Source organism: Actinotalea ferrariae CF5-4 (assembly GCF_000603945.1).
Taxonomy (GTDB): Bacteria; Actinomycetota; Actinomycetes; order Actinomycetales; family Cellulomonadaceae; genus Actinotalea; species Actinotalea ferrariae.
Window position 1 is genome coordinate 13,334 of sequence record NZ_AXCW01000014.1, and the last position, 23,440, is coordinate 36,773.

General features: G+C 72.5%; 32 protein-coding genes and 1 tRNA gene. 27 read left to right on the forward strand and 6 right to left on the reverse strand.

Annotated features, from left to right (window positions below; genetic code table 11):
* Positions 1–16 precede the first annotated feature (16 nt).
* From N866_RS02450 to N866_RS02465, 4 genes are read left to right on the forward strand one after another with little or no spacing between them, the layout of a single operon-like run.
* On the forward strand, positions 17–283 hold the full coding sequence (locus tag N866_RS02450; RefSeq protein ID WP_034222123.1) for a hypothetical protein: 267 nt from the start codon (positions 17–19) through the stop codon (positions 281–283).
* 35 nt (positions 284–318) lie between these two features.
* Positions 319–816, forward strand: coding sequence for a hypothetical protein (locus tag N866_RS02455; protein WP_034222125.1), 498 nt, complete (start codon positions 319–321; stop codon positions 814–816).
* Positions 813–1,241, forward strand: coding sequence for a hypothetical protein (locus tag N866_RS02460; RefSeq protein ID WP_034222127.1), 429 nt, complete (start codon positions 813–815; stop codon positions 1,239–1,241). Before N866_RS02455 ends, N866_RS02460 begins: the two co-directional genes overlap by 4 nt.
* A complete protein-coding gene (locus N866_RS02465) occupies positions 1,229–2,017 on the forward strand; it encodes a hypothetical protein (protein WP_034222130.1) in 789 nt (262 codons plus the stop codon). Before N866_RS02460 ends, N866_RS02465 begins: the two co-directional genes overlap by 13 nt.
* Positions 2,018–2,023: 6 nt before the next feature.
* Here the strand turns inward: N866_RS02465 and N866_RS02470 are convergent, their stop codons facing one another.
* A complete protein-coding gene (locus N866_RS02470) occupies positions 2,024–2,473 on the reverse strand; it encodes a hypothetical protein (RefSeq protein ID WP_034222132.1) in 450 nt (149 codons plus the stop codon).
* Positions 2,474–2,525: 52 nt separating this feature from the next.
* On the opposite strand from N866_RS02470, the gene N866_RS02475 reads away from it, so the two are divergent.
* The 5 genes from N866_RS02475 to N866_RS21245 all read left to right on the forward strand — a co-directional run bounded on the left by N866_RS02475 (position 2,526) and on the right by N866_RS21245 (position 5,652).
* Positions 2,526–2,834, forward strand: a complete 309-nt coding sequence (locus N866_RS02475; RefSeq protein WP_034222135.1) for a hypothetical protein — start codon at positions 2,526–2,528, stop codon at positions 2,832–2,834.
* Between the two features lie 200 nt (positions 2,835–3,034).
* Positions 3,035–3,892: a class E sortase gene (locus tag N866_RS02480; RefSeq protein WP_245612337.1), complete on the forward strand. Its 858-nt coding sequence runs from the start codon at positions 3,035–3,037 to the stop codon at positions 3,890–3,892.
* Positions 3,892–4,053: a hypothetical protein gene (locus N866_RS21945; RefSeq protein ID WP_034222137.1), complete on the forward strand. Its 162-nt coding sequence runs from the start codon at positions 3,892–3,894 to the stop codon at positions 4,051–4,053. Before N866_RS02480 ends, N866_RS21945 begins: the two co-directional genes overlap by 1 nt.
* A 22-nt stretch (positions 4,054–4,075) precedes the next feature.
* Positions 4,076–4,936, forward strand: a complete 861-nt coding sequence (locus N866_RS19670) for an ATP-grasp domain-containing protein (RefSeq protein WP_052022284.1) — start codon at positions 4,076–4,078, stop codon at positions 4,934–4,936.
* A 221-nt stretch (positions 4,937–5,157) separates the two neighbouring features.
* Positions 5,158–5,652 carry a hypothetical protein gene (locus N866_RS21245; protein ID WP_034222139.1) on the forward strand — a complete coding sequence of 165 codons (495 nt, stop codon included), beginning with the start codon at positions 5,158–5,160 and terminating at the stop codon, positions 5,650–5,652.
* A 49-nt stretch (positions 5,653–5,701) separates the two neighbouring features.
* Here the strand turns inward: N866_RS21245 and N866_RS02500 are convergent, their stop codons facing one another.
* From N866_RS02500 to N866_RS02510, 3 genes are all read right to left on the reverse strand, one after another.
* A complete protein-coding gene (locus tag N866_RS02500; RefSeq protein ID WP_155855161.1) occupies positions 5,702–7,654 on the reverse strand; it encodes a hypothetical protein in 1,953 nt (650 codons plus the stop codon).
* Between the two features lie 92 nt (positions 7,655–7,746).
* Positions 7,747–10,644, reverse strand: coding sequence for a hypothetical protein (locus tag N866_RS02505; RefSeq protein ID WP_155855162.1), 2,898 nt, complete (start codon positions 10,642–10,644; stop codon positions 7,747–7,749).
* Between the two features lie 58 nt (positions 10,645–10,702).
* Positions 10,703–11,035 carry a hypothetical protein gene (locus N866_RS02510; protein ID WP_034222148.1) on the reverse strand — a complete coding sequence of 111 codons (333 nt, stop codon included), beginning with the start codon at positions 11,033–11,035 and terminating at the stop codon, positions 10,703–10,705.
* 177 nt (positions 11,036–11,212) lie between these two features.
* Here N866_RS02510 and N866_RS02515 point away from each other — a divergent pair, with 177 nt between their 5' ends.
* The 14 genes from N866_RS02515 to N866_RS02580 all read left to right on the forward strand — a co-directional run bounded on the left by N866_RS02515 (position 11,213) and on the right by N866_RS02580 (position 19,633).
* Positions 11,213–11,677: a hypothetical protein gene (locus N866_RS02515; protein WP_155855163.1), complete on the forward strand. Its 465-nt coding sequence runs from the start codon at positions 11,213–11,215 to the stop codon at positions 11,675–11,677.
* Between the two features lie 38 nt (positions 11,678–11,715).
* A complete protein-coding gene (locus N866_RS02520) occupies positions 11,716–12,069 on the forward strand; it encodes a hypothetical protein (protein ID WP_155855164.1) in 354 nt (117 codons plus the stop codon).
* Positions 12,070–12,093: 24 nt separating this feature from the next.
* Positions 12,094–13,005, forward strand: a complete 912-nt coding sequence (locus N866_RS02525) for a hypothetical protein (protein WP_034222156.1) — start codon at positions 12,094–12,096, stop codon at positions 13,003–13,005.
* Positions 13,006–13,050: 45 nt separating this feature from the next.
* Complete coding sequence (locus tag N866_RS02530; RefSeq protein WP_034222160.1) at positions 13,051–13,353, forward strand: hypothetical protein; 303 nt, start codon at positions 13,051–13,053, stop codon at positions 13,351–13,353.
* A 28-nt stretch (positions 13,354–13,381) separates the two neighbouring features.
* A complete protein-coding gene (locus tag N866_RS02535; RefSeq protein WP_034222162.1) occupies positions 13,382–14,089 on the forward strand; it encodes a ParB/RepB/Spo0J family partition protein in 708 nt (235 codons plus the stop codon).
* Positions 14,086–14,292, forward strand: coding sequence for a hypothetical protein (locus tag N866_RS02540; protein WP_034222164.1), 207 nt, complete (start codon positions 14,086–14,088; stop codon positions 14,290–14,292). The genes N866_RS02535 and N866_RS02540 overlap by 4 nt, the downstream gene beginning before the upstream one ends.
* The gene (locus N866_RS19675; RefSeq protein ID WP_052022285.1) at positions 14,289–14,891 is read left to right on the forward strand and encodes a hypothetical protein; all 603 of its coding nucleotides are present in this window, start codon (positions 14,289–14,291) and stop codon (positions 14,889–14,891) included. The genes N866_RS02540 and N866_RS19675 overlap by 4 nt, the downstream gene beginning before the upstream one ends.
* Before the next feature lie 17 nt (positions 14,892–14,908).
* On the forward strand, positions 14,909–15,697 hold the full coding sequence (locus tag N866_RS02550) for a hypothetical protein (protein WP_034222166.1): 789 nt from the start codon (positions 14,909–14,911) through the stop codon (positions 15,695–15,697).
* Entirely contained in the window at positions 15,694–16,473 is a 780-nt protein-coding gene (locus N866_RS02555; protein WP_052022286.1) for an EAL domain-containing protein, read from the forward strand. Before N866_RS02550 ends, N866_RS02555 begins: the two co-directional genes overlap by 4 nt.
* Positions 16,474–16,492: 19 nt before the next feature.
* A complete protein-coding gene (locus N866_RS02560) occupies positions 16,493–17,347 on the forward strand; it encodes a ribonuclease H family protein (protein ID WP_245612338.1) in 855 nt (284 codons plus the stop codon).
* 45 nt (positions 17,348–17,392) lie between these two features.
* Positions 17,393–18,076, forward strand: a complete 684-nt coding sequence (locus N866_RS02565; RefSeq protein WP_034222169.1) for a hypothetical protein — start codon at positions 17,393–17,395, stop codon at positions 18,074–18,076.
* 78 nt (positions 18,077–18,154) lie between these two features.
* Positions 18,155–18,622, forward strand: coding sequence for a hypothetical protein (locus N866_RS02570; protein ID WP_034222172.1), 468 nt, complete (start codon positions 18,155–18,157; stop codon positions 18,620–18,622).
* Between the two features lie 36 nt (positions 18,623–18,658).
* On the forward strand, positions 18,659–19,243 hold the full coding sequence (locus N866_RS02575) for a DUF262 domain-containing protein (RefSeq protein ID WP_034222175.1): 585 nt from the start codon (positions 18,659–18,661) through the stop codon (positions 19,241–19,243).
* A 3-nt stretch (positions 19,244–19,246) separates the two neighbouring features.
* On the forward strand, positions 19,247–19,633 hold the full coding sequence (locus N866_RS02580; RefSeq protein WP_034222178.1) for a hypothetical protein: 387 nt from the start codon (positions 19,247–19,249) through the stop codon (positions 19,631–19,633).
* A gap of 3 nt (positions 19,634–19,636) precedes the next feature.
* Here N866_RS02580 and N866_RS02585 read toward each other — a convergent pair whose 3' ends face one another.
* The gene (locus tag N866_RS02585; protein WP_034222180.1) at positions 19,637–20,116 is read right to left on the reverse strand and encodes a hypothetical protein; all 480 of its coding nucleotides are present in this window, start codon (positions 20,114–20,116) and stop codon (positions 19,637–19,639) included.
* A gap of 269 nt (positions 20,117–20,385) precedes the next feature.
* Between N866_RS02585 and N866_RS02590 the strand changes: the two genes are divergently transcribed.
* From N866_RS02590 to N866_RS02605, 4 genes are all read left to right on the forward strand, one after another.
* Positions 20,386–20,898, forward strand: a complete 513-nt coding sequence (locus N866_RS02590) for a hypothetical protein (protein ID WP_034222182.1) — start codon at positions 20,386–20,388, stop codon at positions 20,896–20,898.
* A gap of 43 nt (positions 20,899–20,941) precedes the next feature.
* Complete coding sequence (locus N866_RS02595) at positions 20,942–21,313, forward strand: hypothetical protein (RefSeq protein WP_155855165.1); 372 nt, start codon at positions 20,942–20,944, stop codon at positions 21,311–21,313.
* Positions 21,314–21,566: 253 nt separating this feature from the next.
* Positions 21,567–21,794 carry a helix-turn-helix domain-containing protein gene (locus N866_RS02600; protein ID WP_155855166.1) on the forward strand — a complete coding sequence of 76 codons (228 nt, stop codon included), beginning with the start codon at positions 21,567–21,569 and terminating at the stop codon, positions 21,792–21,794.
* A gap of 116 nt (positions 21,795–21,910) precedes the next feature.
* On the forward strand, positions 21,911–23,158 hold the full coding sequence (locus N866_RS02605) for a tyrosine-type recombinase/integrase (RefSeq protein ID WP_155855167.1): 1,248 nt from the start codon (positions 21,911–21,913) through the stop codon (positions 23,156–23,158).
* 203 nt (positions 23,159–23,361) lie between these two features.
* On the opposite strand, the gene N866_RS02610 is transcribed toward N866_RS02605, so the two are convergent.
* Positions 23,362–23,435, reverse strand: a tRNA-Pro gene (locus N866_RS02610).
* Positions 23,436–23,440: the final 5 nt, after the last annotated feature.

Genomic DNA, 23,440 nt, shown 5'->3' on the forward strand with positions numbered 1-23,440 from the left:
CGCACATCCGGCACGCATGGACCATCTGACCGACGACACCAGGGGCGCGTTCCGCGTCACCACGGCACGCTCGACGTACACGCTGAACCTCACCGCCCGGACGCTGACCCGGGAAGGGGACCAGGTGCTGGCCGACAACGACATGTTCGTGCTGGCGCAGGTGGAGGTCGTGAAGGTCGGCGAGAAGATGCAGGTCGTGGTCCTGCACGACGGGCAGTACCGGAGGATCACGTCCTCGGTGGTGCAGTTCATCGCCCCGGTGGTGGTCCTGCCCGCCGCCTGACGCAGCACCGGCGCCGTGCCGCACATCAGCAGGGCATGACGACCACGCCTGAGCGCCCCGAGCAGCTGCACATGTTCTCCGTCCGCCACGACATGGGCGTCTCGTTCACGCGCCCGTACGGCCGCACCGACCACCTGTCGGTGATGCTCACCCCGGACAGCGCGCTGGACTGGGGGTTCGAGGAAGCCTCGGCGCACGTCTCCCCGGAGAACGTCGCCAGGCTCACCCACTGGCTGCTGACCGGCAAGGCGCTGCCGCGTGACGAGCACGTCCCGCGCCCGGTGGACGCGCTCCTGGACGAGACCGCTGCCGTCCCGGTCCTCGCGAGGGTCGCGGGCGAGCACCTGTACCTGGGGTGGGACGTGGGCCCCGGCGGCTTCACGATGATCGGAACCGGTGTGTGCCGCTGCGGGCTGCGGCTCCAGCGCAAGGGCGGACGGTTCCCGGACGTCTCGAAGGACGTGGAGGAGCTCCACCGCGACCACGTCGCGCAGGCCCAGCTCGCCGCGCTGCGTGAGGCCCTGACCCGTTGAGCAGGAGCCTCGAGACCCTGCTGGAGGAGTTCGCCGGCACGGGTGACGCCGCCCTCTGGGCGGCCTACCCGGACCTGGACGACGCCGGTCAGGCCCGTTCCGACGAGGTGGCGTGCGAGCAGATGTCCCGCCGGTTCGCCGAGCTCGCCGCCGCCGCGGGGCTCGTGACGTCCCTGGTGCGCGGCTCTGACGCGGACGAACCGCTCGTCGACGAGCACTGGTGGGTGCAGGTCGACGGCGTGAACGTCGACTGGACGGCCCGCCAGTTCCACAACCTCGAGCACCCGGCGAACCCCGCGCACGCAGACCTGCCGTGCCCGCTTGTGTGGCGCGGCGCCGAACACCCCGTGGTGTCGTTCCGCCGGCGCGTGAGCATCCCCACCGACCGTCTCGCCGCACCGGAGGACCTGACATGGCCGACCTGACCACGACCCTCGGCGTGGGCACGACCCTGCCTGTCGTCGCGATCGGCGACGTGGACGTCGACGGGGTGCCCACGGACCGGGGCTCCCGCCGGCTGCTGCGCCGGGCGAGCCGCATCCTGGCTGCCCTGCGGGCCGCCGAGGTGCACGGGACGGCCACGATCCATGCGGACGGGGGCACCGTCCTGGGTCTGCGGAGCATCCGGGTGCGGGTCCGCACCAGCGAGGACGCGCAGTTCGTCGTGCTCGCCGACACCTACCCCCGAGGGGGTGTCAGCGGACCGGCCGGTGAGTCGGTGAGGGTCGCCGTCCTGGAGCGACCGGACGGGCGACCCGGCCTGCCGATGCGGACCGGTTCGGTCTGGGTCGACATCGACCGGGGCCCGAGCGCGACACGCTCGGACCTCCTGGGGGCACTGCGGTCGGCGCTGGCGCCGCAGGTGTGGGCCGCGGTCACGGGCGAGATGGCCCGTGGTCAGCGGGTGGACCTGTACCGAGCCGAACCGAACGGCGGTTCCGGCCTGGTGGTGGACACGACCGGGCCGGCCGGTCATGTCGTCGGCCATGTGGACTGGGGCGGTCACGTCGGCGAGCTCACGCAACGCACGGGCTCGTCCTGGTCCCGCGGAGAGGGCGCGTTCGGCCGGTTCCTGACCGCCGAGTTCCGCCGGTCCCTGGACGTCCAGCACGAGCGTGAGGTGTTCGGGCCGTTCATGGAGCGGCTGACGTCGACCGCCCGCGCGTACTCCGGCCTGCCCGCGGGTGAGGCCGAGGGCTGAGCCCTGCTACGGGGCGCGTCGGGCTTTGCGCAGCGCCTCGTCGTAGCTGCGCACTCGCCAGACGGTCTCCTCCAGCCGCTGCATGGCGCTGAGCAGCGTGGTCTGGTCGGACCGGTGGGAGTACGCCTTGAACGCCGTCAGGTCGTCACCCAGCGGCAGAGTCGGCTCCTCCACCGCCATCTCGAGGTCGTTGGCGACCGCCTCCAGCTCGGTGCGAACCCGCGCGAACGCCATCTGCGCCCGTCGCAGGTGCAACGCCCGCTGCCGCTCGAGGATCTCGATGATCTGTCCCCACTGCGGGACCGCGTCTTCCCGCAGGTAGGCGTGGCCGCTGCCACTGCGGGCAACACCGATGAGCTGGTCGTCTTCGATCAGCATGCGGAGCGTGTTCACCGGGATGCCGCAGAGCTTCTGCACCTCGGACAGCTTCAGCAGCTTGACGTCGTCGTCCCCCACGGTGCGAAGGCTAGTGGTGCACGCACCGGCCGGCGCCGCACATACGCCCTCGGTGACGGCTGACACCTTCGACCCGGCGCTGCGTACCCGGTTCGGCACACCCAAGCGCTGGGTCGGGCCGGGACGGTTCGGTGTCGTCATGGCCGGCTCGAGGCGGGTCGTGGATCGCGTCCTGGACCCGGCATCGGGCGCGTGGTCCGAGCTGCAGCACGTCGACGCCGCCCACGACCATGCGGCCGCCCTTCGCAGGGAGCGACGCTGCGGCGAGTTCGAGGTGGTCCGTGACGAGGCTGGTGTCTGGCGGGACTACCTGGGGCGAACCCCCGAGCAGATCCACGACGCCCGTTGGGCCACCTCGTGAGCGGCCCTAGCCTGGACTTCTGGTCCTCGGCGCCGCCGGTCCCGGTTCCTGTGCGCGGCGCGTCTCGGCCGGCGCCCGCGCCCGGCCCGGTCGCTGCGGCCCCCGCACCGACGTCGTCACCGTTGACGCCGCCCCCGTTCCCCCGGGTGCACCCGGACGCCCACTCCCCCGCACGGCCGGCGGATCATGCCTTGCCTGCCGTGCCGCGTCCTCTGCGTGACGCAACCTTCGCCGACCTGGCCACCGACCCTGACCCGTGGGAGCAGATCCTCACCGCACCCGTCCCCGCCGACGGGCTGCCGCTCGAGCAGGACCCGACGGCGCCGGACACCCGCCGGACGCGTCGACCGCGCCGATCCGTGACGTCCCGTGCTCGCACCGTCGTCGGGGAGCTCCTGGTGACCAGCGCCGTGCTCGCCGGCCTGTACCTGCTGTGGCTGCTGTGGTGGACCGACGTGCAGGCCGAGGAGGTGCACGAGGAGATTGTCGCGTCCCTGGAGTGGGCGCAGCCGTCAGCCCCGCCGGCCGACCGGCCACGCAAGGAGCCCGGTCCCGGGCCGGCGATCGCCGAACCCGCCGACGGGGAGACGTTCGCCGTCCTGCATGTGCCCAGGTGGGGGTACGACTACGCGCGCCCGGTCACCCAGGGGGTCGACCGGGCCACCGTCCTGGACCCCAAGGGCATCGGGCACTACCCGGGCACCGCGATGCCCGGGCAGGTGGGCAACTTCGCCGTCGCCGCGCACCGGGTCACGTACGGCAAGCCGTTCAACCGGGTCGCGGAGCTGCAGGTCGGGGACCCGCTGATCGTGCAGACCGAGGACGCCTGGTACGTGTACCGGGTCACCTCCAGCGACGTGGTGCTCCCCGGTGACGTCGAGGTGATCGCCCCGAACCCCGGGGACCCGACGGGGCAGGCGGTCGAGGAGATCATCACGTTGACGACGTGCCACCCGATGTTCTCCGCGCGGGAGCGGTTCATCGTCCACGGCATCCTGGACTACTGGTGGCCGGCGACGTCTGGCACACCGGCCGAGCTGACCGGGCAGGAGGCCTGATGTACGCGTGGCTGTGGCGGCATCTTCCCGGGCCGGTGCCGGTCCGGGCCCTGATCGCGCTCACCCTGGCCGGTGCTGCTGCGGTCGTCTGCTTCGAGTGGGTGTTCCCCGCGGTGTCCCCGCTGCTGCCGTTCGAGGACGCCCTCGTCGGCGTCCCGTGAGGTGTCCGCACATCAGCCCGTCATGAGCGGCGGACCCTTCACCGAGCTGCGGGTCGTGACCACGGCCGGCTGGCTGGCGCGCGACCTGCGCGGCGGCTCGGTGGTGCCGGTGGTGCACGACCTGGGGCTGGACGTCCCGGCGGACACCCGCTCGACGGCGTGGTGGTGCCCGCATCAGCACGTCGCGCGCTTGGCCGTCACCCCTGGTGTCACCCAGCCGGTCCTGTGGTCCCCGGGGCCGCGGTGGCTCACGCGGGTCGCGCCGCAGCATCTGCGGCGGCGGGTGTGGGCCGGGCCACTGCAGGACGTGCCGGCCAGCCCGCTGTGGGCGACCGGTGGGCCGCTGTTCGCCAAGCCCGCGGAGATCAAGGTGCGGGGCTTGGACGCTGCCGCGTACCCCTCGGCTGAGGCGGTGACCAGGGCGCTGCGCGACCGTGGCCTCCCGAGCTCATCGACGGTCGTGCTGTCCGAGGTCGTGCGGTTCGTCGAGGAGTTCCGGTGCTTCGTCGCTCCTGGCCCGGGCGGGCGGCCGCGGGTGGTCGCCGCGTCGGCGTACCTGGTTGACGGGCTCACCTGGGACGCGTGGGAGGACGGCACCGCGGCGCCGGACCCGTCCGAGGCGGTCGCGTTCGCCGGCGGGGTCGTCGCGACGGTCGACGGGCCAGCCGGGTACGTGCTCGACGTCGGGCGGCTCGCGGACGGGGCGTGGGCGGTGGTGGAGGCGAACGCGTCCTGGTCCTCCAGCCCGTACCACTGCGACCCCGCGGGGGTGGTCGCGTCCGTGCTCGCTGCGCAGGACCCCGGGGCCGCACCGGGGTGGGCGTGGAGCTCGGACCCGTACATGGCCCGGTTCGCCCGGCCGCTGCCGGTCCGCTCGACCTGACCGCCATCAGGGCGCGACGGTAGCTGGGCGGGGAGGCTCTCATGCGGCCCATGAGCCACACCCTGCCCCTGCCCCACCGGGCATCCCAGCGCGCAAGATGCTCGCCGACCCGTGGTGTCTGCGACCGCCCGAGTCGGCGAACGCCCATGGACACCTGCCCTCAGCGACGCCCTGGACGACCTCGACACCATCTGGCTGGACGAGCGGTCGATGGTAGAAGCGTGACCGAGAACGCCCCGCCCGGACCTTCGCCGGACCCGCCCCGGCGGGAGCTGCGCGGGCGCGCCACCGCACGGCCGGCGAACGACCGAGGCGCGGCCCGGCGGGAGACGATCAACACGATCACGGCGGTCGCCAACACCGTGCTTCTCGCGCTCCAGCTCACCTTCGGCGTGAGCGGCCCTGAGCCGCCACCCCCGCCACCGCCGACCGTTGTGACGCACGTCACCGTCCCAGTCACTGTCCTGGTCGGGTGCGCGCCCACGGTGACCGGTGAAGGCGGACCCGCCCCGACGGTCCACCCGCCTTCGGCCCCGGAAGGGCCGGACCACCAGGAGAACGCCATGAGCATCCGCCCCGGCCAGCACGTCACCGCCGAGTTCAGCCGCAACGACGTCGTCGAGGTCATCGTCCTGCAGGTCCGCGGGCGTGAAGCCCTCGTGCAGCAGAAGGGAACCGAGCGCGCCGAGTGGATCCCCCTCAGCGACCTGCGCTGACCCCTGCCCGTCGGTGCCCGACTCCTCCGCGGGGTCGGGCACCGACGGGTCAGTTCGTCTTCGTGTTCGTCAGGTGCGTCCCGATGTACCCGACGTACACCTTCCCGGTCCCGGCCACGTCGTCCAGGTAGTACAGCCGCGGGCTGGCCATCCCGATCCGCCCGAGCTTGAAGTGCGCGCGCATCTGCGCGAACCCCGTGCCCGACACCTCCGGCGGGACCGGCAGCAGCCGCTCGTCCCCGTACTGGTTCATCGTCGTACCGGTCTCGGTCCACGCGTGCTTGCCCGGGGACATGCCCCGGTACCCGGCCGGGGTGTTGCCGAGGTACTGGTGCACGTTCCCGGTGCAGTCCCCCGCCTGCCGGGCCCGCACGTACTCGCCGAGCACCAGCAGCGCCTCCCACGCGTTGCGCAGCGCCTTGCCGGAGGAGTCCACCGTGTCCAGCTCCAGGGCCGTCCCCGGGTCGGCGGCGATCACCACCCCCGCCGCCTCCAGCTCCTGCGCGCGTTCCAGCAGCTCCCCGTAGGAGGACGGGTAGACGGTCTCCTTCTCCTGGGGCAGGACCGCGTACGCCAGGTCGTGCTTGCCGGCGGCGATCAGCTGCTGACCCAGCCACGCGACCCGGTCAGCCTGCCGCTGCTCCTGCTCCTGAACTTCCAGGAGCTCGACCTGCTCCGCGAGCAGCTGGTCCCGCAGCTCGTCGATCTCCTCCAGCAGGGTCTCGATGCGAGCCTGCTGCCGTTCCATCCGCCGGGCGGCCTCAGCGACCGCACGCGGGTCGGCCCGGGGCGCCGTCGCCTCCTCCACGAAGCGAGCCAGCGTCTCCTCGGCCAGGTCGGGCAGGCCGAGCGCTACCCGGACCCGTTCGAGCTCGGCGTGCTCGGCGAGGTAGGCCTGCGCCTCGAGGTCGACGGCGGCCTGCTCGACGACCTCCTCCGTCAGCGGCGGCCGGGCGGGTGCCGGTTCCGGCTCGACGGTCGGGGCGGGCGCCTGCTTCGGGGCGGCACCGGTGGGGGCCGGCGGCTCGGTGGCCGGGACGTCCCGTGCCGGTTCCTCGGCCGGGGGCCGTTGCGCCGGGACGGAGGTCATCGCCTCGGTCAGGGCGTTGTTCTCCAGCCGGTCGAACGTCCGCTGCCACGCCGCCAACGGGGCCGGTGTCTTGTGGCGGGCGACGATGCCGCGGGCGAACCCGCCCACCAGGGTCTGCAGGTACCGGTCAGGCTTCTCCGCCAGCCACTGCGTCGACAGGATCCGGTGCTGCGGGGCGGTGGCGGTCGCGTCCAGGTTCAGTCCCGGCCCGTACGTGCGGATCGTCCACGCGGGTGCTTCCCACACCCGGCCCAGACGTGCGGCCAGCGCCGCGGTCGCACCGGGGTCCAGGACGAACACGTGCCCGAGCCCGTCGACCTGCGCCGCCCAGTCCTTCACGCGCGTGACGAACGGGGCGAAGTTCAGCCGCTCATCGGTGCCGGCGACGAACACGGGGGCGCGGCGGTCCGGGTCGCGCAGGACGGTGATGAGCTCGCCCAGCCGGTCCGCGGTGATGATCCGCGGGTCGCGGCACAGCTCGAGGCCACCGTCGGCCAGGTGCAGCGCTTCGATCAGGTAGCGGGCGACGCCGGGGACCTTGACGAACAGCCCGTCCTCGGACACCACCTCGATGGCGACCCACCCGCCGCCGCGTTCGTGCTCGACGGCGGTGATCCGGGTGGTCCAGTGCCCGGCGTGAGTGTCCTCCTCCAGCACCATCCGGAACGCCCGGTCGTGCCCGTGCCGGTGGTGCCGGACGGTCACGGTCCGGCCCTTGGCCGGCTGGTCGTGCGTGCCGTCGACGGTGACGTCGAGATCCCACTGCTTGCGGGACCGCAGCCAGGTGGCGACCTGGTCCTCCACGGTCCCCAGCCATGGTGCCGGTTCGTGGCAGGTCGCGAACGCGTGGTAGTCGCGCTCCCCGATCGCCGCTCTCGCTGATGGCCGTGTAGCGGTGTCCTGCGTGGTCATGTTCTTCCCCCTTCGACGCGCCCGTCGCGAGGTCAGGGTAGAGGCCACGGCAGACACGGCTGGGCCGCCCAGGTGCTCCGCAACGGTCGGGCTCATGCCCCCGCTCCGAGTAGTCCGGCGTTCGAGGGCGGGGCTGGGTACCGCAGCGTCAGGACGTCCTCGGGGAGGGTGACCTCCCTGCCGGAGGACCACCCGTGATCGGGGCGGTCCAGAACTGGCTCACCGAGAGCGGCAACGGCCTGGGCGACGGTCAGCCCGAACGGGTGCCGGCCGCTCTCCACCAGACGTCCGGTCAAGTAGTGCAGGGCGCCGTCCACCCCGGCGTACCCGTCGCGGGGCGAACCCCACCACGGGCAGCGGATCGTCACGCCCTTCGCGTGGTCCTCCCACAGCGAGTCGTCGAGGTAGTCCTCGACGAAGCGGGCCTTCGCCTCCGCGGTGGCCCTTTCCACCCACTGCTCGGCCAGCGACCGAGCGAGCTCACGTGTGGTGGTGGTGAGCGCCTCGACCTTCACGGCGACGGAGCGCTCGGCGAGAGCCTGGGCGTGCGCGGCGTCGTAGGCGTCCTCGTCGAGCCGGACGACGTACCAGGCGGCCCGGTCGGACCCCCACGGCGGGGTCAGCTGGCCGTCGTCCCGCTTGGCGAAGTGCTCACCCGCGCCCCGGTCGCTGTACGGCTTGTCGGTGGACCACCGGCGGGAGCTGAGCATCGACCGCGTGCCGCTGACCTCGAGGGCGATCGACCCGTCCCGCTCCCGCTTCCACTCGGCGGTGAAGTACCCGACCGGCGCCGACTCGCGCTCCCCGGTGACGGCCCGCTCCGGCTCGGCGGGGGTGAAGCCCGGCCGGTAGGCGTACACGCTGAACCCGTCCCGGTCGGAGTGGCGGGTCGCGCTCTCCTGGTAGGTGACGGCGACCGCGACCCACCCGTCAGGGGTGTGCACGGAGGCGAGTTCCTCGGCCGCGTCCGCGATCTCCGCGTCGGTGAGGTGGTCGGCGGCGACGGCGCGACGGTTCCACGACGCCCACCGCTCGGCCTCGAACAGCGGGATCCAGCGGGACACTGTCGACGGGGCTGGGATGACCCACTCGGTGGTGGTCTTGGCGCGACCGGTCGCGGTGTACTCGTGCCGGTTCACCCACACGTCCAGCGGGGCCACCTGGTCGCCGTAGTGGTTGCGGGCCTTGTCGGTGGGGCGCACCCACCGGCGCGGGGTCGGGGTCAGGGCGACGTACGTGCCGTCCTTCTTCCGCGCGACGAGCAGCACGTCCGGGTGCGCGGCACGGACCGCTGCGACGACCTGCCCGTCCCGGCCGGCGTTGCCGGCGGCGCGAGCGACCCGGGCCCGCTCAGCGAGGATCGCCTTGGCGGCCTTCGCCTCCGCGGTCGGGTCCCCGTTCAGAGGTCGGTGCCAGCGGTTGCCGAGCTTCCACCAGTCCACCAGCGGGACGACGGCAGCCTCGGCGGCCGCCAGGTCGATGTCCTCGGCCTGGGCGACCTGCCCGGCCAGGAAAGCCCGGAACGGCGCTTCCGCGGCCGCCTCCGCCTCCTTGAACGCGATGGCGGCGTTCAGGACAGGGAACAGGTCGGCGTACGCGTGCCGTTCGGTGCGGGCGGCGAGGTACTCCCTCATCTCCTCCACGGTGACCAGGTCCACGGGCAGGACGAACCGGTCGTCGGGATAGATCGTGCAGGACGCCTTCGTCTTGGGGACGCGCAGCTCGTGGCGACCCCGCTCGTCGCGGGCCCATGTCTCCACGGTCCGGGCGTAGGTGAACACCAGGGAGCCGGGGGCATCGCCGCGGCGGGTGATCGTGTGCACCTCACCGGTGGGCGGGTTCTCCACGCCGTTGGGGTGCAGCCGCTCGTGCTGGCCGTAGCTCCACCGGTCCCTGGACGCCTTCGGCCAGTCCTGGTGGCGGGTGGTGATGATGACCCTCATGCCTGGGGTGAGCTGGCGGTTCTTCTCCGCGAGCCACTGGTAGAACGGCTTCCGCCCGGTGGTGAGGGTGTGCTCGTCGTCGGCGATGAGGACCACATGCCCGGCGTCGTAGTGCTCCGGGGACAGCAGCGACAGTCCGGCGACGGGCAGCGGGTGGAAGACGGCAGTCCGGTCGATCAGGCCCTGCAGGATCAGGGCGATCCGCATGTAGTGCCGCTCGCGGGCGCCGGCGGCCTTCTCTGCCTTGAGCCAGGCGTCAGTCCCCGGCTGCAACGGAGCCTTGGTGTACGGGTCGACGAACATGGCCGTGAACTCGTTGCGGGCCGGGACGAGGCGGCGCCCGACGTTGAAGTCGGTCAGCATCCGGTAGACGTTCTGGCCGTTGCGGATCAGCCACCAGGTCTCGGTGTTGGCCTGGTCCATGGCGCTCTGCAGCCACGGGTCCTTGTACTCCCGGCCCTGGCGGCGGGGGATGATCGCGACGACGCCACGCTGCTCGGGCAGCACCTGGTCCAGGTGGGCGGGGTCGGCGGTGATCCACTGGTCGAACGCGGCGATGTCGCGGACGTCCATGCCGCCGTGCTCGGCGTATAGGGCGGACTCCTCATCCATCGCGAGGACCTGCTGGCGGACGTGGATCGGGGTGCCGGCCGACGCGGGGGTCCCCTCTGCGAGGGTGTGGAGCTCCTCGTCACGACCGAGGTAGAGGTTCATCGTCCAGATGCCCTCCTCGAACATCCGCACCTGCGCCTGGAGGGGCTCCAGCTCGGCAGCCATGGCGCGCAGCTGGGCCTCGAGGGCGCGCTGCTGCGCGGCGATGAGCTCCTTGGCCTTGGCTTGAGCCTCGAGGGCTGCCTTGCGGGCGTTGGCGACGACGGCGCGGGACGCGGCCATCTGCGTCTTCACGGCCATGGCCTGGTCGGCGCCGGCGGGGATGAGCGCGGTCCCGGTCTGGGTGGCGTCAGCGACCTGCACTGCCTCTTGGGCGGCGCGACGTGCGGCTTCCAGAGCGCCGGCAACGTCGGCCGGCTCGGGGGTCTCGGTCATGCGGTGCTGATGTGCGGACCGGGCGCCGGTGTGCACGCGACGCCCGGTCCGCGGACGGTCACATGCCGGTCGCGAGCAGACCGCCTTCGGCGAGGTGAGCAGCGATCTGCTCGGCCAGGGCGGGGTCCTTGACGATGCCGTTGATGCGGTCGGTGGCGCGACGGACCGCGTCGTTGATGTCGACGACGACCCCGTCGGCGAGGGTGGCCTGGGCGGCCATGACGGCGGACAGGGTGGTGCGGTAGACGGTCGGGACGAGGACGACCTGGCCGTCCTGGACGAGTCCGTTCGGGACTGCCAGGACGACAGTGATCGCCTCGGACGGGGTGAGGAGCGCCTCGATGTCGGCGTCGGTGATCTCGGGCTGGGCGGGCACGGGTGCGTCGGTCATGGGCGACAGATGTGCGGCACGGGCCGGCCCGCACTTCACCGGTTCGTGCGCGCCTTCGACCCGACCCGCCACCCCCGCGGCTCCGCGGGGAAGTTCGTGATGAGGTCCCGCGGCGAGCCGGCCGTGACCCTCGAGCCCCAGGACGGCCGGCAGGCGCCGGCGGGCGAGGATGTTCCGGTGCCCTCACCGTCCCGCGCCCCTTGGTACCGGCCCTGGGCTCGCCGCTCCCCCGCCGTCCACCCTGACCGCACCCCGTGGCCGGACCTGACCGACGAGCAGTGGAACGACCCGGCGACCGTGCCTCTGGTCAGCGAGCCGCACCCGAACCTGCCGGGGTACCGGGTCATCCGGCCCGCGAACCGGGAGGCCTTCGACGTCGTGGAGCTGGTGTACGAGGTTGGTCCGCAGGGCGCGCCGAGGGTCGGGAAGATCCGCGTGGCGCTGCACCATCAGCGCAAGGGGCTCGCCAGTCGGATGGTCGAGCGGCTCGTCGCCGAGCATGGCGGGCCGGGCGAGTACCAGTCCACCGACGTGTCAGATGATGACGCGCGCGACTTCTGGCGTGAGATGGAGAGCCGACACGGCATCGTCCTGGTACGTCGCACCGGCAGCCGCATCGTGTGGCCTCGCGAGCCCGGCTGACGGTGCTCGCGGCGGGCCCGTCCGCACATCTGCACCTCATGACCGAGAACCGCCCGCCCCTGCCGGCCATCCACCTGTGCACCGTGCCGACCCGCGCACTGCCGGACCTGGTCACCGACCATCCGGTGGTCGACACCGACCGGTACGAGGGCCGTCACCGTGTCGTCGGCAAGCTCCTCGAGGCGCACCTGTCCGCCGACGGGCTCCTCGTCACCGGGAAGGTGGAGCTGCGCGTGTACGGCACCCGCGAGCCGGCGTGGCGCGGCGGTGGACGCAGCGTCCGCCTCATCCCCGTCGGGTTCGCCCTGCCCGCCAACGGCCGCGTCACCGCGCACCTGCCTTCCCCCGTGCTGGCGCGCACCCCTGGTGCGGTCGACGTCGAGCACGGCTGACCGCCGTCCGCACATCAGCACCCCATGAGCACCAAGCTGCATCACGGCTACCGCCTCGCTGAGGGCGTCGACCCGTTCGACTTCATCGCGACCGTCCGCGCCCACATCGACCCGGTCCGGGACCGAGCTGACGCCCGGATCCTCGCCGAGCGCACCATCGACATCATCGACAAGGCCGCCGTCCGCGGTGCCGTCACCCACGCCGGGACCGACCTCGCCGCGTTGATGAAGACGCCCCTGATCTCGGCGTACATGGCCTACGAGGAGGAGCAGGCGGAGCTGAAGGACACCGACCGGCGCCAGGACCCCAACAGGTTCGAGCTGTCCATCGGACGTGACTCGGTCTCCGGCCGGCACGCTGTCCTGCTGTTCGCTGAGGAGTCGTCGCTGGTCGAGGCGTTCCGGACGCTGCCCGAGGTCGAGCAGTACGGGTACTGGAACAACACCGACCGCCCCGACGACGTGACGAAGGCCCAGTGGGAGGACCGACGCGCGTTCTGGGACCGGGTCCTGCCTGGGTACACGGCCCCGGTCGTGGCGATGATGTCGTGGCGGCTGCGTGGCACATACGACGGGGCGATGACCGGCCTGGTCGCGAACCGCTCCCCGCTGATCCTGGAGGAGCTTCCGGACCTGGACCGCCGGGCCCGTCGCGCCGCGCACTCCGCTGTCGCTGACGCCGCCGTCCGTGCTCTGCCCGACCGCAACGAGATGAACGCCGTCTGGCGGGTCGTCTCCAGGTCGTTCGACACCACCCAGTTCCCAGAGGTCGTGGACGCCGCTGCCGCCCTGCTGCCCGCCGAGGTCGACATGGACCTGCTCCTCGGCGACCGACCGCTGCTGATCGACGACGTCGACACCAAGCGCGCCGCGTTCCTCGGGCTCGCCGAGGCCGCCGGGAAGCGCCTGCTCCAGGCCGAGCAAGGGGAGGACTGACCTGACCCGGCGCAGCCGAACCCACGTGCCGCACATCTGCACCTGGTGACCACCACCAAGCTCCGGCACCGCGTGATGCGGCCGAACTACGACAAGGCGCACCGCTGCCCAGCGTGGTCCGGCCCCGCCATGAAGAACGGGCCCGACGACGACCGGTGCCCCAGCGGGCGCATCGTCATCAACTACGAGGACCGCCTGTGGCGGTGGAAGACCCACCGGTGCACGTCGTGCGACGTCGTCGTCCTCCCGGACGTGATCCGCGACCTCGACCCGGTCTGGTGGCGGCACGTGCTCCGCCGCCGCTGGGTCGACCTCACCTACCGGCTGTCCCTGCGGTGGTCCCGATGACCGCCCACCTCACGGAAGGAGCCCGGCCGTGAAGGCTGCCGTCGTGCCGGTCGCAGACCTGGCCTTGCACCCGTCCCGCATCCGCGCCGACCTCGGGAACCTCGACGAGCTCACCGCATCGGTCCGCACCGTCGGACTCCTGCAGCCGCTGCTGGTCACCGCCCGCCCCGGCAAGAAGGCTGTCGTCATCGACGGCGTGCGCCGCCTCACAGCCCTGACCCGGGCGGGCATCGACCGGGCCCTGTGCCTGGTGCTCGAGCCCGGCGACGCCTCCCGGGACATGGCGACCATGCTTGCCGCGGCGATGCACAAGGAACTGGAGCCCCTGGAGCAAGCCGACGCCTTCGCGGCCCTGCGTCACCGCGGCATGACCCAGCAGCAGATCGCCCGCGCGACCGGCTACTCGACCCGGACGGTCGGCTCCCGGCTCATCCTGGCGAACCTGCCGGAGGAGTCCCGCGCCCAGGTCACCGCCCGCAAGCTGACCCTCGCCGACGCCGAGGACCTCGCCCGGCAGCTGCGCGGCGGGGTGCGGGCGTCCACGCGAGCAACGTCCACGGTGAAGGCCCGGTGGCTGGGCAAGTCCCACCCGCTGGCGAAGAAGGTCTCCGACGGCTGCGGGCACGGCGGGCACCGCGTGATGATCGGCGGCGTCGGGTGCGGGCAGTGCTGGGAGTCCGCGATCCGTGACGACGCCGTCGCCCAGGTGATCTACCACGGCGCCCAGGCCGCATGAGCGAGCCCGCACCGGACCACTTGCACGTGGGCCGGACGTTCACCGGCCATCACGTCGAGGACGACTGCCCCTGTCCGCAGGAACCCTGCCAGCTCGTCACCCTCGCTGACGCCCACCCCGACCGCACCCAGCACACCGGGGCCAAGACCATCCGCCAGGCCCACCTGGCGTCCGAGTGCCCTGGAGGAGGTGACGACACGTGAGCGACCTGACGCCCACCGAAGACCTCATCCTCGAGGTGCTCGCCGCGCGGGTCCGCTGCGGGGAGTCCTGCTGGGTGTTCGACCAGCGCCACCAGGCGACCTTGCAGGCCCTGGAGGCGAAGGGGCTGCTGACCTTTGATGTCGACCCGACCGGGACAGCGCTGCGCGCGTTCCTGACCGACGCCGGCCGCACCGAGTCCCTGTCCGAGGGGTACACCGAACCGGTGACACGACTGCGCGAGCGGGTCGCCGAACTGGCCCAGAGCCTGGAGCTCACCCAGGAGGTTCGCCGCGAGGAGGCCCGCACGCGAGGGGCGCTGCAGGCGGAGATCCGGGCGCTTCGTCACCACCTCGAGGTCGCGGTCGCTCACCTCGGCGGCGTGAGCGCGCCGGCAGCCCTGGACGACCTGCTGTGGCACCGTGACGTCCTGGTTCTGCACGCCGACGGGACGACCACCGCGGGCCGGCTCGGGCTCGATGGGGCCGGGTACGTCGTCGACCGTCCGGGCGGTGCCGTGCCCATCAACCCCGCCGGGTCCACCTCAGCCGGGCTCTTGCAGGGAGATGTCGACATCGTCCGGCCGGCGGCCGCCCGATGAGTGGGAAGCGCCCGGCGATGACCGCCGCCGACGTGGTGACCGCGGTCCGCCGCCGGTACGGCGCCGAGACGGACGGCATCGGCCCGGAGTGGGCGGCCCTGGACGAGCTGACATCCGGGGCGTGGGGCATGAACCGGCGCGCCGACCTGTTCCTCGTACGCGCGTGGGCAGGTCGCCCGAAGGGGCACGAGCGAATCGTCGTGGAGGTGAAGGTCTCCCGAGCCGACCTGCGGGCCGAGCTCGCCGACCCCTCCAAGCTCGAGGCGTTCGCCCGGCACGCGCACCGCACCTACTTCGCCACCCCGGCCGGACTGGTCAAGGACACCGACGACCTTGGCCCGGGCGTAGGGCTCATCGAGGTGCTCCCCCACGGCGGCACCCGCGAGACCCGCAAGTCGGTGCGCCGGCCCGACCCCGAACCGCTGCCCGAACCGCTGGTCGTGGAGGCGTTCCGCCGCGCCGCCCGCGCTGAGGCCCGCGTGCGCGCCGCTCACGCCGGTGACCCCGCCGCCCAGGTCGTCGCCCTGACCGCCGAGCTCGCGGTCGCGCGCCGCGCAGAGCAGACCGCGAAGGAGGCAGCCTCCCGGGACGCCCGACGGCTGCGGGACTGGCTCACCGGGCTCACCGAGCACGCAGGGGTGCCGTGCGTGTGCGGCGGCACCCTGCGGCCGGGGAAGGACCGGTGGCGGGGTGCTGCTCACGTCGACGGCACGACATGCACCCAGCGGTGGCCTGAGGTGGACTTCGAGGCCCTGGCCGTCCGGTTGGGCCTGACCGATCCTGACGAGACCCTGGGAGCAGCGTGAGCTTGCGCACCGCACTGGCGGACGACCAGATCGTCCTGCACTACCAGCCGCAGGTGGAGGTCCTCACCGGCCGGGTCGTGGCCGTGGAGGCGCTGGCCCGGTGGGAGCACCCCGACAAGGGCCTGCTGCCCGCGGGGGACTTCATCCCGGAGGCCGAAGCGACGGGCCTCACCGGACCGCTGACCGAACGGGTCCTGGACCTCGCGATCGCCCAGGCCGCGCAGTGGCGCCGTGAGGGGTGGCCGGTGCGGGTCGCGGTGAACCTGTGCGCCGCCGACCTGGCCGACCCCGCCCTGACGTCGAAGGTGTTCGCCGCGCTGGAGCGACACGACGTCGCCCCGTCCGCTCTGGAGCTGGAGGTCACGGAGAGTTCCGCACTGAGGGACCTGGCGCAGGCTGCCGCGACGCTGGAGGAGCTGAACTCGCTCGGCGTGGATGTCGCCGTCGACGACTACGGCGCCGGGTACTCCACGCTCGCGCACGTGAAGGGCCTGCCGATCCGCCGGCTGAAGCTGGACCGGACCCTGGTCACCGCCCTGGCCGGGGAGCACACCGACCAGATGATCGTCCGGTCCACGCTGCAGCTGGCACGCGAGCTCGGGGTGGGCGTGGTCGCCGAGGGCGTGGAAGACGCTGACACCCTGCTGCTGCTGCGGGACCTCGGGTGCGACACCGCCCAGGGGTACGGCCTGTGCCACCCCGTGCCCGCCGACCGGGCCCGTGAGGCCGCCCCTGCCGTGGAAGAACGCCTCGCCGGCGTGCTCGCCGCCGCCTGACCTACCACCGGAGACCGACATGACCACCACCGTTCTGCGGCTGTTCCAGGTGTCGCTGCGCGAGGCACGCCTGGACTTCCACGTGATCGCCCCGAACCCCGACCTGATCCTCGCGGCCACCGTGCCTGCCTGGGGCATGCGACCGCAGGGACCCTGGCCGGACGGCACCGAGGTCGTCACGACCGGTCAGCTCGTCACGGTCCGTCACCCGAGCATGGGGGTCCTCGCTCGGGTCACCGAGCGGCCCGCTCAGGTGCTCGAGGTGGGCGCAACCCCACCGGCGCCCAGGAACCCGTCGCCGGTCGCCGCGGTCCTCAGCGACGACACCGAGCCGGTGGACGCCGCCCCGGTGCCCGGGAACCTGTCGCCGGTCGCCGCGCTGACGGTCGGCACCGACGGGGCGTGCTCGGGCAACCCCGGCCCGGCCGGGTGGGCGTGGGTGGACCAGCACGGCCGCTGGCGTTCCGGTGGCCTGATCCGTTCCACGAACCAGGTCGGGGAGCTCCTGGGGCTGCTGCACGCGGTCCGCGACCACCAGCACGTGCGGGACCTGACGATCGAGATCGACTCGACTTACGCGATGAACACGTACCTGCAGTGGATGGACGCGCACGCCCGCCGCGGGTGGAAGACCACCGCGGGCAAGCCGACGTCGAACCGTGACGTCATCGAGCAGCTCATCACCGCCAGGGACACCCGAGCTGCGGCGGGGTTGCCTCCCGTCCGTCTGGTGAAGGTGAAGGGGCACGCGAACGGGCGGCACCCACTGAACGACGCCGCGGACCACCAGGCCACGACGGCCGCTCGCCGTGCCCGCAACCACAAGGTCGGGCCGTGGGAGGGCGAGGGCATGAGCATCTCGACCCGCCGGTGAACGAATGGCCTGTTCGGGCAGCAGCGACGCGGCCATGATGACGGTGTGGTGCTGATCGAGAAGGTGGGTCGCGCGCTGGCGAGGTCCGCGCCCGACCCGGATGAGGTGGCAGCCCTCGCGGCCGACCTGGCGGGCCGAGTGGGCGAGCACGCGCACCTTGACCTGGCCGTGCGTGAGGTGGTGGACCGGCGGGTAGGCTCCGGGTCCGTCATCGAGCTGGTCGACGTCGTCCTGCCCGATGCCGCTGACCGGGCCGTCCTGACCGCGCTGTGCGAGCAGGCCGACGCGAAGGGCTGGCTGTGCGTGGCGCGCCTGACGACGCCGGCCGGCGTTGACGCTGAGTCTGCACTGACCGCGAGCCGGTTCCGTGCGCTCGCGCCGCCGCTGGCGGGCGCCTGGGAGATGGTCCGCGTCCCGCGGCCGCGGCCTGCCCCTTCCGGGAACCCGTTCCGGGATCTGGGTACCTGCCCGGTCTGCGACTGCACGGTCGCGGTGAACACCCGGACGGGACGCGCGTACTCCCACGCCCTGCCCGACTCGACGGTCGTGTGCACGGGCTCGGGCGCTCTCGTCGAGGGGGCGCTGCGCGAGGACGCACCCCCGGCTGCGCCGCCGGCGCCGCGGTACGCGCCTCGCCCGGCCCCAGCGAACGTGGTCCAGGGGGTCGGTGGGGGCGCCAGCGTGCGCGCCTGGCGGGGCGGGTTGCCGGGTCTGGGGAAGCGCCGGTAGAGCTCCACTTCGCTCGTTCTCTCGCGCCCCGGACATCCATCAGGTGACAGGCGTCGCCCCGAGCTCGAGGAGCCTCCGATGACCGGCTTCAACCCCGCCGACCACCCCCGCGCCGGCAGCGGGCAGTTCACGGCGAAGGCCCGCACCGAGCCGGACATCACCCTGGCCGCGGAGGCCGGCGACGTGGACGCGGAGTACGAGCGGTGGGAGACGGTCACGCGCCAGGTCGCGGCGCTCCTGCCGTCGAACATGCTCGACGACGGGGACGGACCCACGATCTTCTTTGGTTCCCGGGCGGCCGACGACAACTTCGGGGACCACGCCTTCATCCGGGTCCCCGCAGACGGGCTCGACGAGGAGAGGCTGTTCCACTGGCAGTTCCAGACCGAGAGCTTCCCGGAACGACTGCCCTCGGGGTACCACGAGGTCTCGGAGGTTTCCGAGCACCTGACGATCGACTCCGACCCCGCGGACGTGGCCGCGTGGATCCAGGAGCAGATGTGGAAGTACAAGACGCCGCCGCTGCGGATTCCCGACGATGTCTGAGCGCGCCGGCGGGAGGTTGCCGCACATCTGGTCGCCATGACCACGCTGCAGAGCTCCGCGCCGCTGGTGCCCCAGTCGCTGGACGCCAGCGCCAGGTCCGCGCGGGAGGTCGCCCGGTACGTCGTCGACGGCCACATGACCCTCGACGCCCCGTACCAGCGCGGGTCGGTGTGGTCGGTGGATCAGCGCCGCAACCTGGTCCGGTCCTGGATGCTCGGGCTGCCGGTCCCGGCGATCATCATCAACCGGCGCTACCGGGAGGCGTTCGTGCACCCGCCTGCGGGCCCTCGGTTCGAGTTCGCGGCGGTCGACGGCAAGCAGCGACTGGAGACGGCGGTCGCGTGGTTCTTCGGTGACCTGACCGTGCCGGCGTCGTGGTTCCCTGCCGAGCGGGTGCGCGGCACGGTGGACACCGACGACGGCCCGTACGTCGCGTTCGAGGGGTTGGACGTCGTCGCTCAGCGGCACACCGTGAACCGGTTCCTGGTGCCGGTTGCTGAGGCGTCCGCTGACACGGTCGCGGATGAGGCGGTGATCTTCGGGCTGGTGAACGGCGCCGGGGTGCCGCAGACGGACGCGGACCTTGCCCGGGCCGCGCAGATCGCTCGCGAAGGTACTTGAGCCGTGAGCAACGCGATCTCGAGCCCGATCCTGCCCGGCGAGCGGGCGGTGATCCCGGCCGGCACCTTGCTGCGGTCGATGAACCCTCGGCATGAGGGGCTGCAGGTCGCTGCCCGGCGACGGACGGTGGTCGTGGACCACGTGCTGCGCGGGTGGGTGGACCTGTGGGGCGACCATGGTGCCGGGCGCGGGCTGGTGGTGCTGCCGTCGATCCGGTGGCCGGGGTCCGGCGGGTATTGGCAGGAGGCGCAGCTCACCGCCGAGCTCCTGGCCGCGAACGGTGCGCCGGCGTTGGTGCTGCCCGTCGCGGATCCGCACACGCTGGCGGGCCTGGACGTCGAGCCGTCCGGTGAGGACGGGTACACGAACCGGTGGCTGCGGCCGGCATGAGGTCTACCGGCCGTCCCCGAGCTGCAGCAGCGGAGCGACGGCACCGGTGAGGTACGCCTGCTCCACGACGGGGGCGGCCTCCTCGTACACGGTCCGCCCCGACGGCAGGACGATGTACGCGAAGAACTCGGCCTCGAACTCAGCGACGCCGGACTCGACCGCCTCGAGCTTGGCCTTGACGATGAGCAGCAGCGCCCGCCACTTCTGTCGGACGGCCTGCTCGTAGGCGGTGTCGGCCTGGGCGGCGGAACGGACCTTGCCGGTGGTCGGGGTGTGGGTGAAGCGGCGCTCGGCCCGGTCCGGCAGCGGGAGGATGAACCGGATGCGACGGCCCCCGTACTCGAACCCGACGGCGGCCCGGCCGGTCTCCCACCCGATGATGAAGCTGGTCGCGCCGTACCGGGTGAGGGTCCGTTCGATCTCCGCCTTGGAGCGGTCGGAGCTCACGTCGGTGCCGGAGGCGTACCGTCCTGCCGTGCCCATGTCGTTCTCCCGTCTGGTCCGCGCGCGGAGGTCCTGGGGTGCCGATGTGCGGCATGGGCCGGATCGCGCACCCCTGGTGGCCGCACATCTGTTCGGCATGACCACTTCATCACCTGTGCCCCGGTCGACCGACCGCCAACCGTGGGAGCCGGCGGTCCCGCGGAAGATGACCCGCGTCGCGCTGCGCGACGTCGTCCCGGTTGCGTGGCGCGCGGCTCAGGAGTTCGCCCGCCCGCGCCTCGAGGTCGTGGTGGCTGGCGGCTTTGCTGATGCTGCCGCTGATGGTCGTCATGGTGGGCAACGGGCACACGTACCACTGGCGCCGGCTCGCGGTCCTGAGCGTTCGCCCGGCGGGGTGGCGGTACGCGCCGCGGGTCCTGGTTGTCGCCGTCGCGGCGATGTTCGGCGCCGGGTGGGCGCTGACGAAGGTGCTTGGGCTGCTGGGCGCCCACCTCGACGTCCTCCTGGTGACCGCCGGCGTCCTCGTGGCCGGCGTGGCGGCGTTCGGGCTCGCGCGCGCGGCGACGGTCTTCGGGCGCGGCGTGAAGCCGCTGCCTCAGGTGCACGGTCCGACGACGGCCCGGTGGGTCGCCGACCTCGCGGTCGCCGCACCAGGGTTGGACGCCATCGAGACCGTGTTCGAGCCGCACCTGCGGTCGGTGGTGCCGACCGGTGAGGTGGTCACCCTGCTGGCGGCGACGGAGCGGCTCGCGCACGTGTACGCCGCGGCGGGCTTCGAGCGGACGACGAAGTCGCGCCGCCGCCTGTACGTGACGGCCTGAGGAGAGGTGGTGCGCGCCGGCGGGTGCCGCACATCTGCCGGGCATGGACACCCAGACCCTCACCAGTCGCCCCGCCGCCACCGCTCCCGTCGTTGGGATGGGCGCCACGCAGGTCTTCCCCCAGGACCGCTACCCGTACGTCGTCGTCGCGGTCTCCCGGACCGGGCACGCCATCTGGGTCAAGCCGCTCAAGACGGTCTCCACGCAGACGGGCCACGAGCCGGCGGGGCGGTGCAACGGCTTCCCGGTGTGGGACCACACGTACACCGACGCCGAGGTCAAGGCTCTCGTGGACCAGCACGCGGAGCCGACGAAGCTCACCCGCCGCGGTGACGGGCGCTACCGCCCGGTGGGCTCCGGTGAGCTGGCGTTCGGGCTCGGTCAGGCGAGGTACTTCCGCAACTACGCCGACTGACCGGGCTCGTCCGCCACGGGCCGTCCCCGCCTCGGGGGCGGCCTTTCGTCATGCCCGCGTCCGACGTGACGACGGTTTGGGTCCGCGGGCTCGTTCGGGTGCGTCCACCTGGGTCCGTGATGGCGCGCCGCCGGTCAAGGACGAACCCGTCCGCACGGCCACGGACTACCTGGGCGGTGCACGGGCCCAGGTCTGCCGTACATAGGCACCGGGACGGACCCCGCCGGGGTCCCCCGTTCCCAGGAGCACGACCATGATGATCTCCGCCGACGACAAGAGGCTCTACACGATCCCAGAGACGGCGCAGGTGCTCGGCATCGGCCGCACCACCGTCTACGACCTCCTCGCCTCCGGCCAGCTCAAGCGCGTCAAGGTCGGCACCCGCGCGCTCATCCACGCCGACTGCATCGACGAGTTCGTCGCCCGGCTCATGGCCGAGCAGCACCCCGAGACCATCGCCGAGCTGCCAGCCGCCGCCTGAGGTCATGGCGCCGCCCTCCGCCGCGGCGCTTGAATGACCTCGCGACCGACCGGGTCGCCCCCACAGAGAGAAGGAGACGATGAGACGCATGCACAAGCCGCCACCGGGGAGCTCCGGTGGCTAGGGCGGGACGCCGCGCGAACGGCGAAGGCGCACCCCGCCAGCGCGCCGATGGCGTGTGGGAGGTGCGCTTCTACGTCATCGACCCCCGCACCGGAGAGCGCAAGCGGGTGTCGGCCTATGGCAAGCGCCGCGTGGACGCCATCAACAAGATGCGCGAGATGGTCGACCGGGCGGAGCGGGGTGCGCCTCTCAAGGACGCGTCCGGCACCGTCGGCAGGTGGATCGAGCAGTGGACCGAGACGACCCTTCAGGTGTTGCCCATGTCGGACAACTACCGCGACCAGACCCGGAACCTGGCTCGCAACCACCTGATGGTCGGCCCGTTCGCTGAGCGCCGCCTGGACCAGCTGCGGCCCACCGGTGTGGAGTCGCTGCTCGCCGAGTTGAGCCGTCGCACCAAGCTCAAGGAGGTCGGTGGCCGGCAGGTGGAGGTTCGGGCGCTGTCCGACTCGACCATCCGGTCGATCTTCCTGGTGCTCCGCAAGGCGTTGGACGCGGCGGTCCGTGACGGGCTCATCTCGAGGAACCCGGCCCACGAGGTCGCGTCCCCACGGGTGGGTCGCCGGCGGGTGACCAAGCTCGACGGCCCGGACGTCGTCCGGCTGCTGGGGGCGCTGCGGTCCAACCGGTACTACGCGGCGTTCGCGCTCATCGCCGCCACCGGGGTTCGCAGGGGTGAGGCGCTGGCGCTGGCGTGGTCAGACGTGGACCTGGACACCCGGGTCGCGGAGATCCACCTGACCCTGTCCCAGGTGAAGGGTGGGACACGGGAGTCGCCGGCCAAGACGGACGGCTCGCGTCGCCAGGTGGTCATCCCGGAGACGGTCGCGGTGCTGCTGCGGCAGTGGCGCAAGCGGCAGGCGGCCGAGCGGCTCCGGGCCGGGAAGGCGTGGGTCGGCGGGGACAAGGTGTTCACGACCCCGACCGGTGGGGTGGTCCACCCGCGCAACTTCCTGCGGGACCTGCAGGAGGCGGCCAGGGAGCTCGGCCTGCCGGACGGCGTCGGGGTGCACACACTGCGCCACTCGGCGGCGACGGCGATGCTTGAGGCCGGGGTCCACGTGAAGGCGGTGGCCGACTCGCTCGGTCACAGCTCGGCGCAGATCACGCTCGACATCTACGGCTTCACGGCCGACAAGGTGGCGCGCGCGGCGGCTGAGGGTCTGGCGGCGACGTTCGGAATCACGGCCGACGAGGAGCCGGAGGAGGACGGTGGCGCGACGGTGATCGCGCTGAGGTAGCAGGATCAGAACCGCCCGGTGGTACGACAAGACCCCCGGATCGTGACCCCGGAACGGCCACGATTCGGGGGTCTTGTCGTCTACCCCGCACGCCGGCGTACACCGGCGAACTGCTCTCAATGGGGGTGGGAATGGGGGTAGTACCCCATCCCTCCCCGCACCGAAGACCCTAGCAAACTGCCTCTGACCTGCGGTAATACCTGTCGGGATGACAGGATTTGAACCTGCGACCCCTTGACCCCCAGTCAAGTGCGCTACCAAGCTGCGCCACATCCCGAACGG

Excerpts from the sequence above, each read along its gene's own strand:
- N866_RS02550 (WP_034222166.1), top strand. The coding sequence starts at position 14,909 with ATGACCGCCGCCGACGTGGTGACCGCGGTCCGCCGCCGGTACGGCGCC.
- N866_RS02510 (WP_034222148.1), bottom strand. The coding sequence starts at position 11,035 with ATGACCGACGCACCCGTGCCCGCCCAGCCCGAGATCACCGACGCCGAC.
- N866_RS19670 (WP_052022284.1), top strand. The coding sequence starts at position 4,076 with ATGAGCGGCGGACCCTTCACCGAGCTGCGGGTCGTGACCACGGCCGGC.
- N866_RS02465 (WP_034222130.1), top strand. The coding sequence starts at position 1,229 with ATGGCCGACCTGACCACGACCCTCGGCGTGGGCACGACCCTGCCTGTC.
- N866_RS02525 (WP_034222156.1), top strand. The coding sequence starts at position 12,094 with ATGAGCACCAAGCTGCATCACGGCTACCGCCTCGCTGAGGGCGTCGAC.
- N866_RS02540 (WP_034222164.1), top strand. The coding sequence starts at position 14,086 with ATGAGCGAGCCCGCACCGGACCACTTGCACGTGGGCCGGACGTTCACC.
- N866_RS02570 (WP_034222172.1), top strand. The coding sequence starts at position 18,155 with ATGACCGGCTTCAACCCCGCCGACCACCCCCGCGCCGGCAGCGGGCAG.
- N866_RS02500 (WP_155855161.1), bottom strand. The coding sequence starts at position 7,654 with ATGACCACGCAGGACACCGCTACACGGCCATCAGCGAGAGCGGCGATC.
- N866_RS02455 (WP_034222125.1), top strand. The coding sequence starts at position 319 with ATGACGACCACGCCTGAGCGCCCCGAGCAGCTGCACATGTTCTCCGTC.
- N866_RS02600 (WP_155855166.1), top strand. The coding sequence starts at position 21,567 with ATGATGATCTCCGCCGACGACAAGAGGCTCTACACGATCCCAGAGACG.
- N866_RS21945 (WP_034222137.1), top strand. The coding sequence starts at position 3,892 with ATGTACGCGTGGCTGTGGCGGCATCTTCCCGGGCCGGTGCCGGTCCGG.
- N866_RS02520 (WP_155855164.1), top strand. The coding sequence starts at position 11,716 with ATGACCGAGAACCGCCCGCCCCTGCCGGCCATCCACCTGTGCACCGTG.
- N866_RS02575 (WP_034222175.1), top strand. The coding sequence starts at position 18,659 with ATGACCACGCTGCAGAGCTCCGCGCCGCTGGTGCCCCAGTCGCTGGAC.
- N866_RS02505 (WP_155855162.1), bottom strand. The coding sequence starts at position 10,644 with ATGACCGAGACCCCCGAGCCGGCCGACGTTGCCGGCGCTCTGGAAGCC.
- N866_RS02595 (WP_155855165.1), top strand. The coding sequence starts at position 20,942 with ATGGACACCCAGACCCTCACCAGTCGCCCCGCCGCCACCGCTCCCGTC.
- N866_RS02585 (WP_034222180.1), bottom strand. The coding sequence starts at position 20,116 with ATGGGCACGGCAGGACGGTACGCCTCCGGCACCGACGTGAGCTCCGAC.
- N866_RS02560 (WP_245612338.1), top strand. The coding sequence starts at position 16,493 with ATGACCACCACCGTTCTGCGGCTGTTCCAGGTGTCGCTGCGCGAGGCA.
- N866_RS02590 (WP_034222182.1), top strand. The coding sequence starts at position 20,386 with ATGCTGCCGCTGATGGTCGTCATGGTGGGCAACGGGCACACGTACCAC.
- N866_RS02450 (WP_034222123.1), top strand. The coding sequence starts at position 17 with ATGGACCATCTGACCGACGACACCAGGGGCGCGTTCCGCGTCACCACG.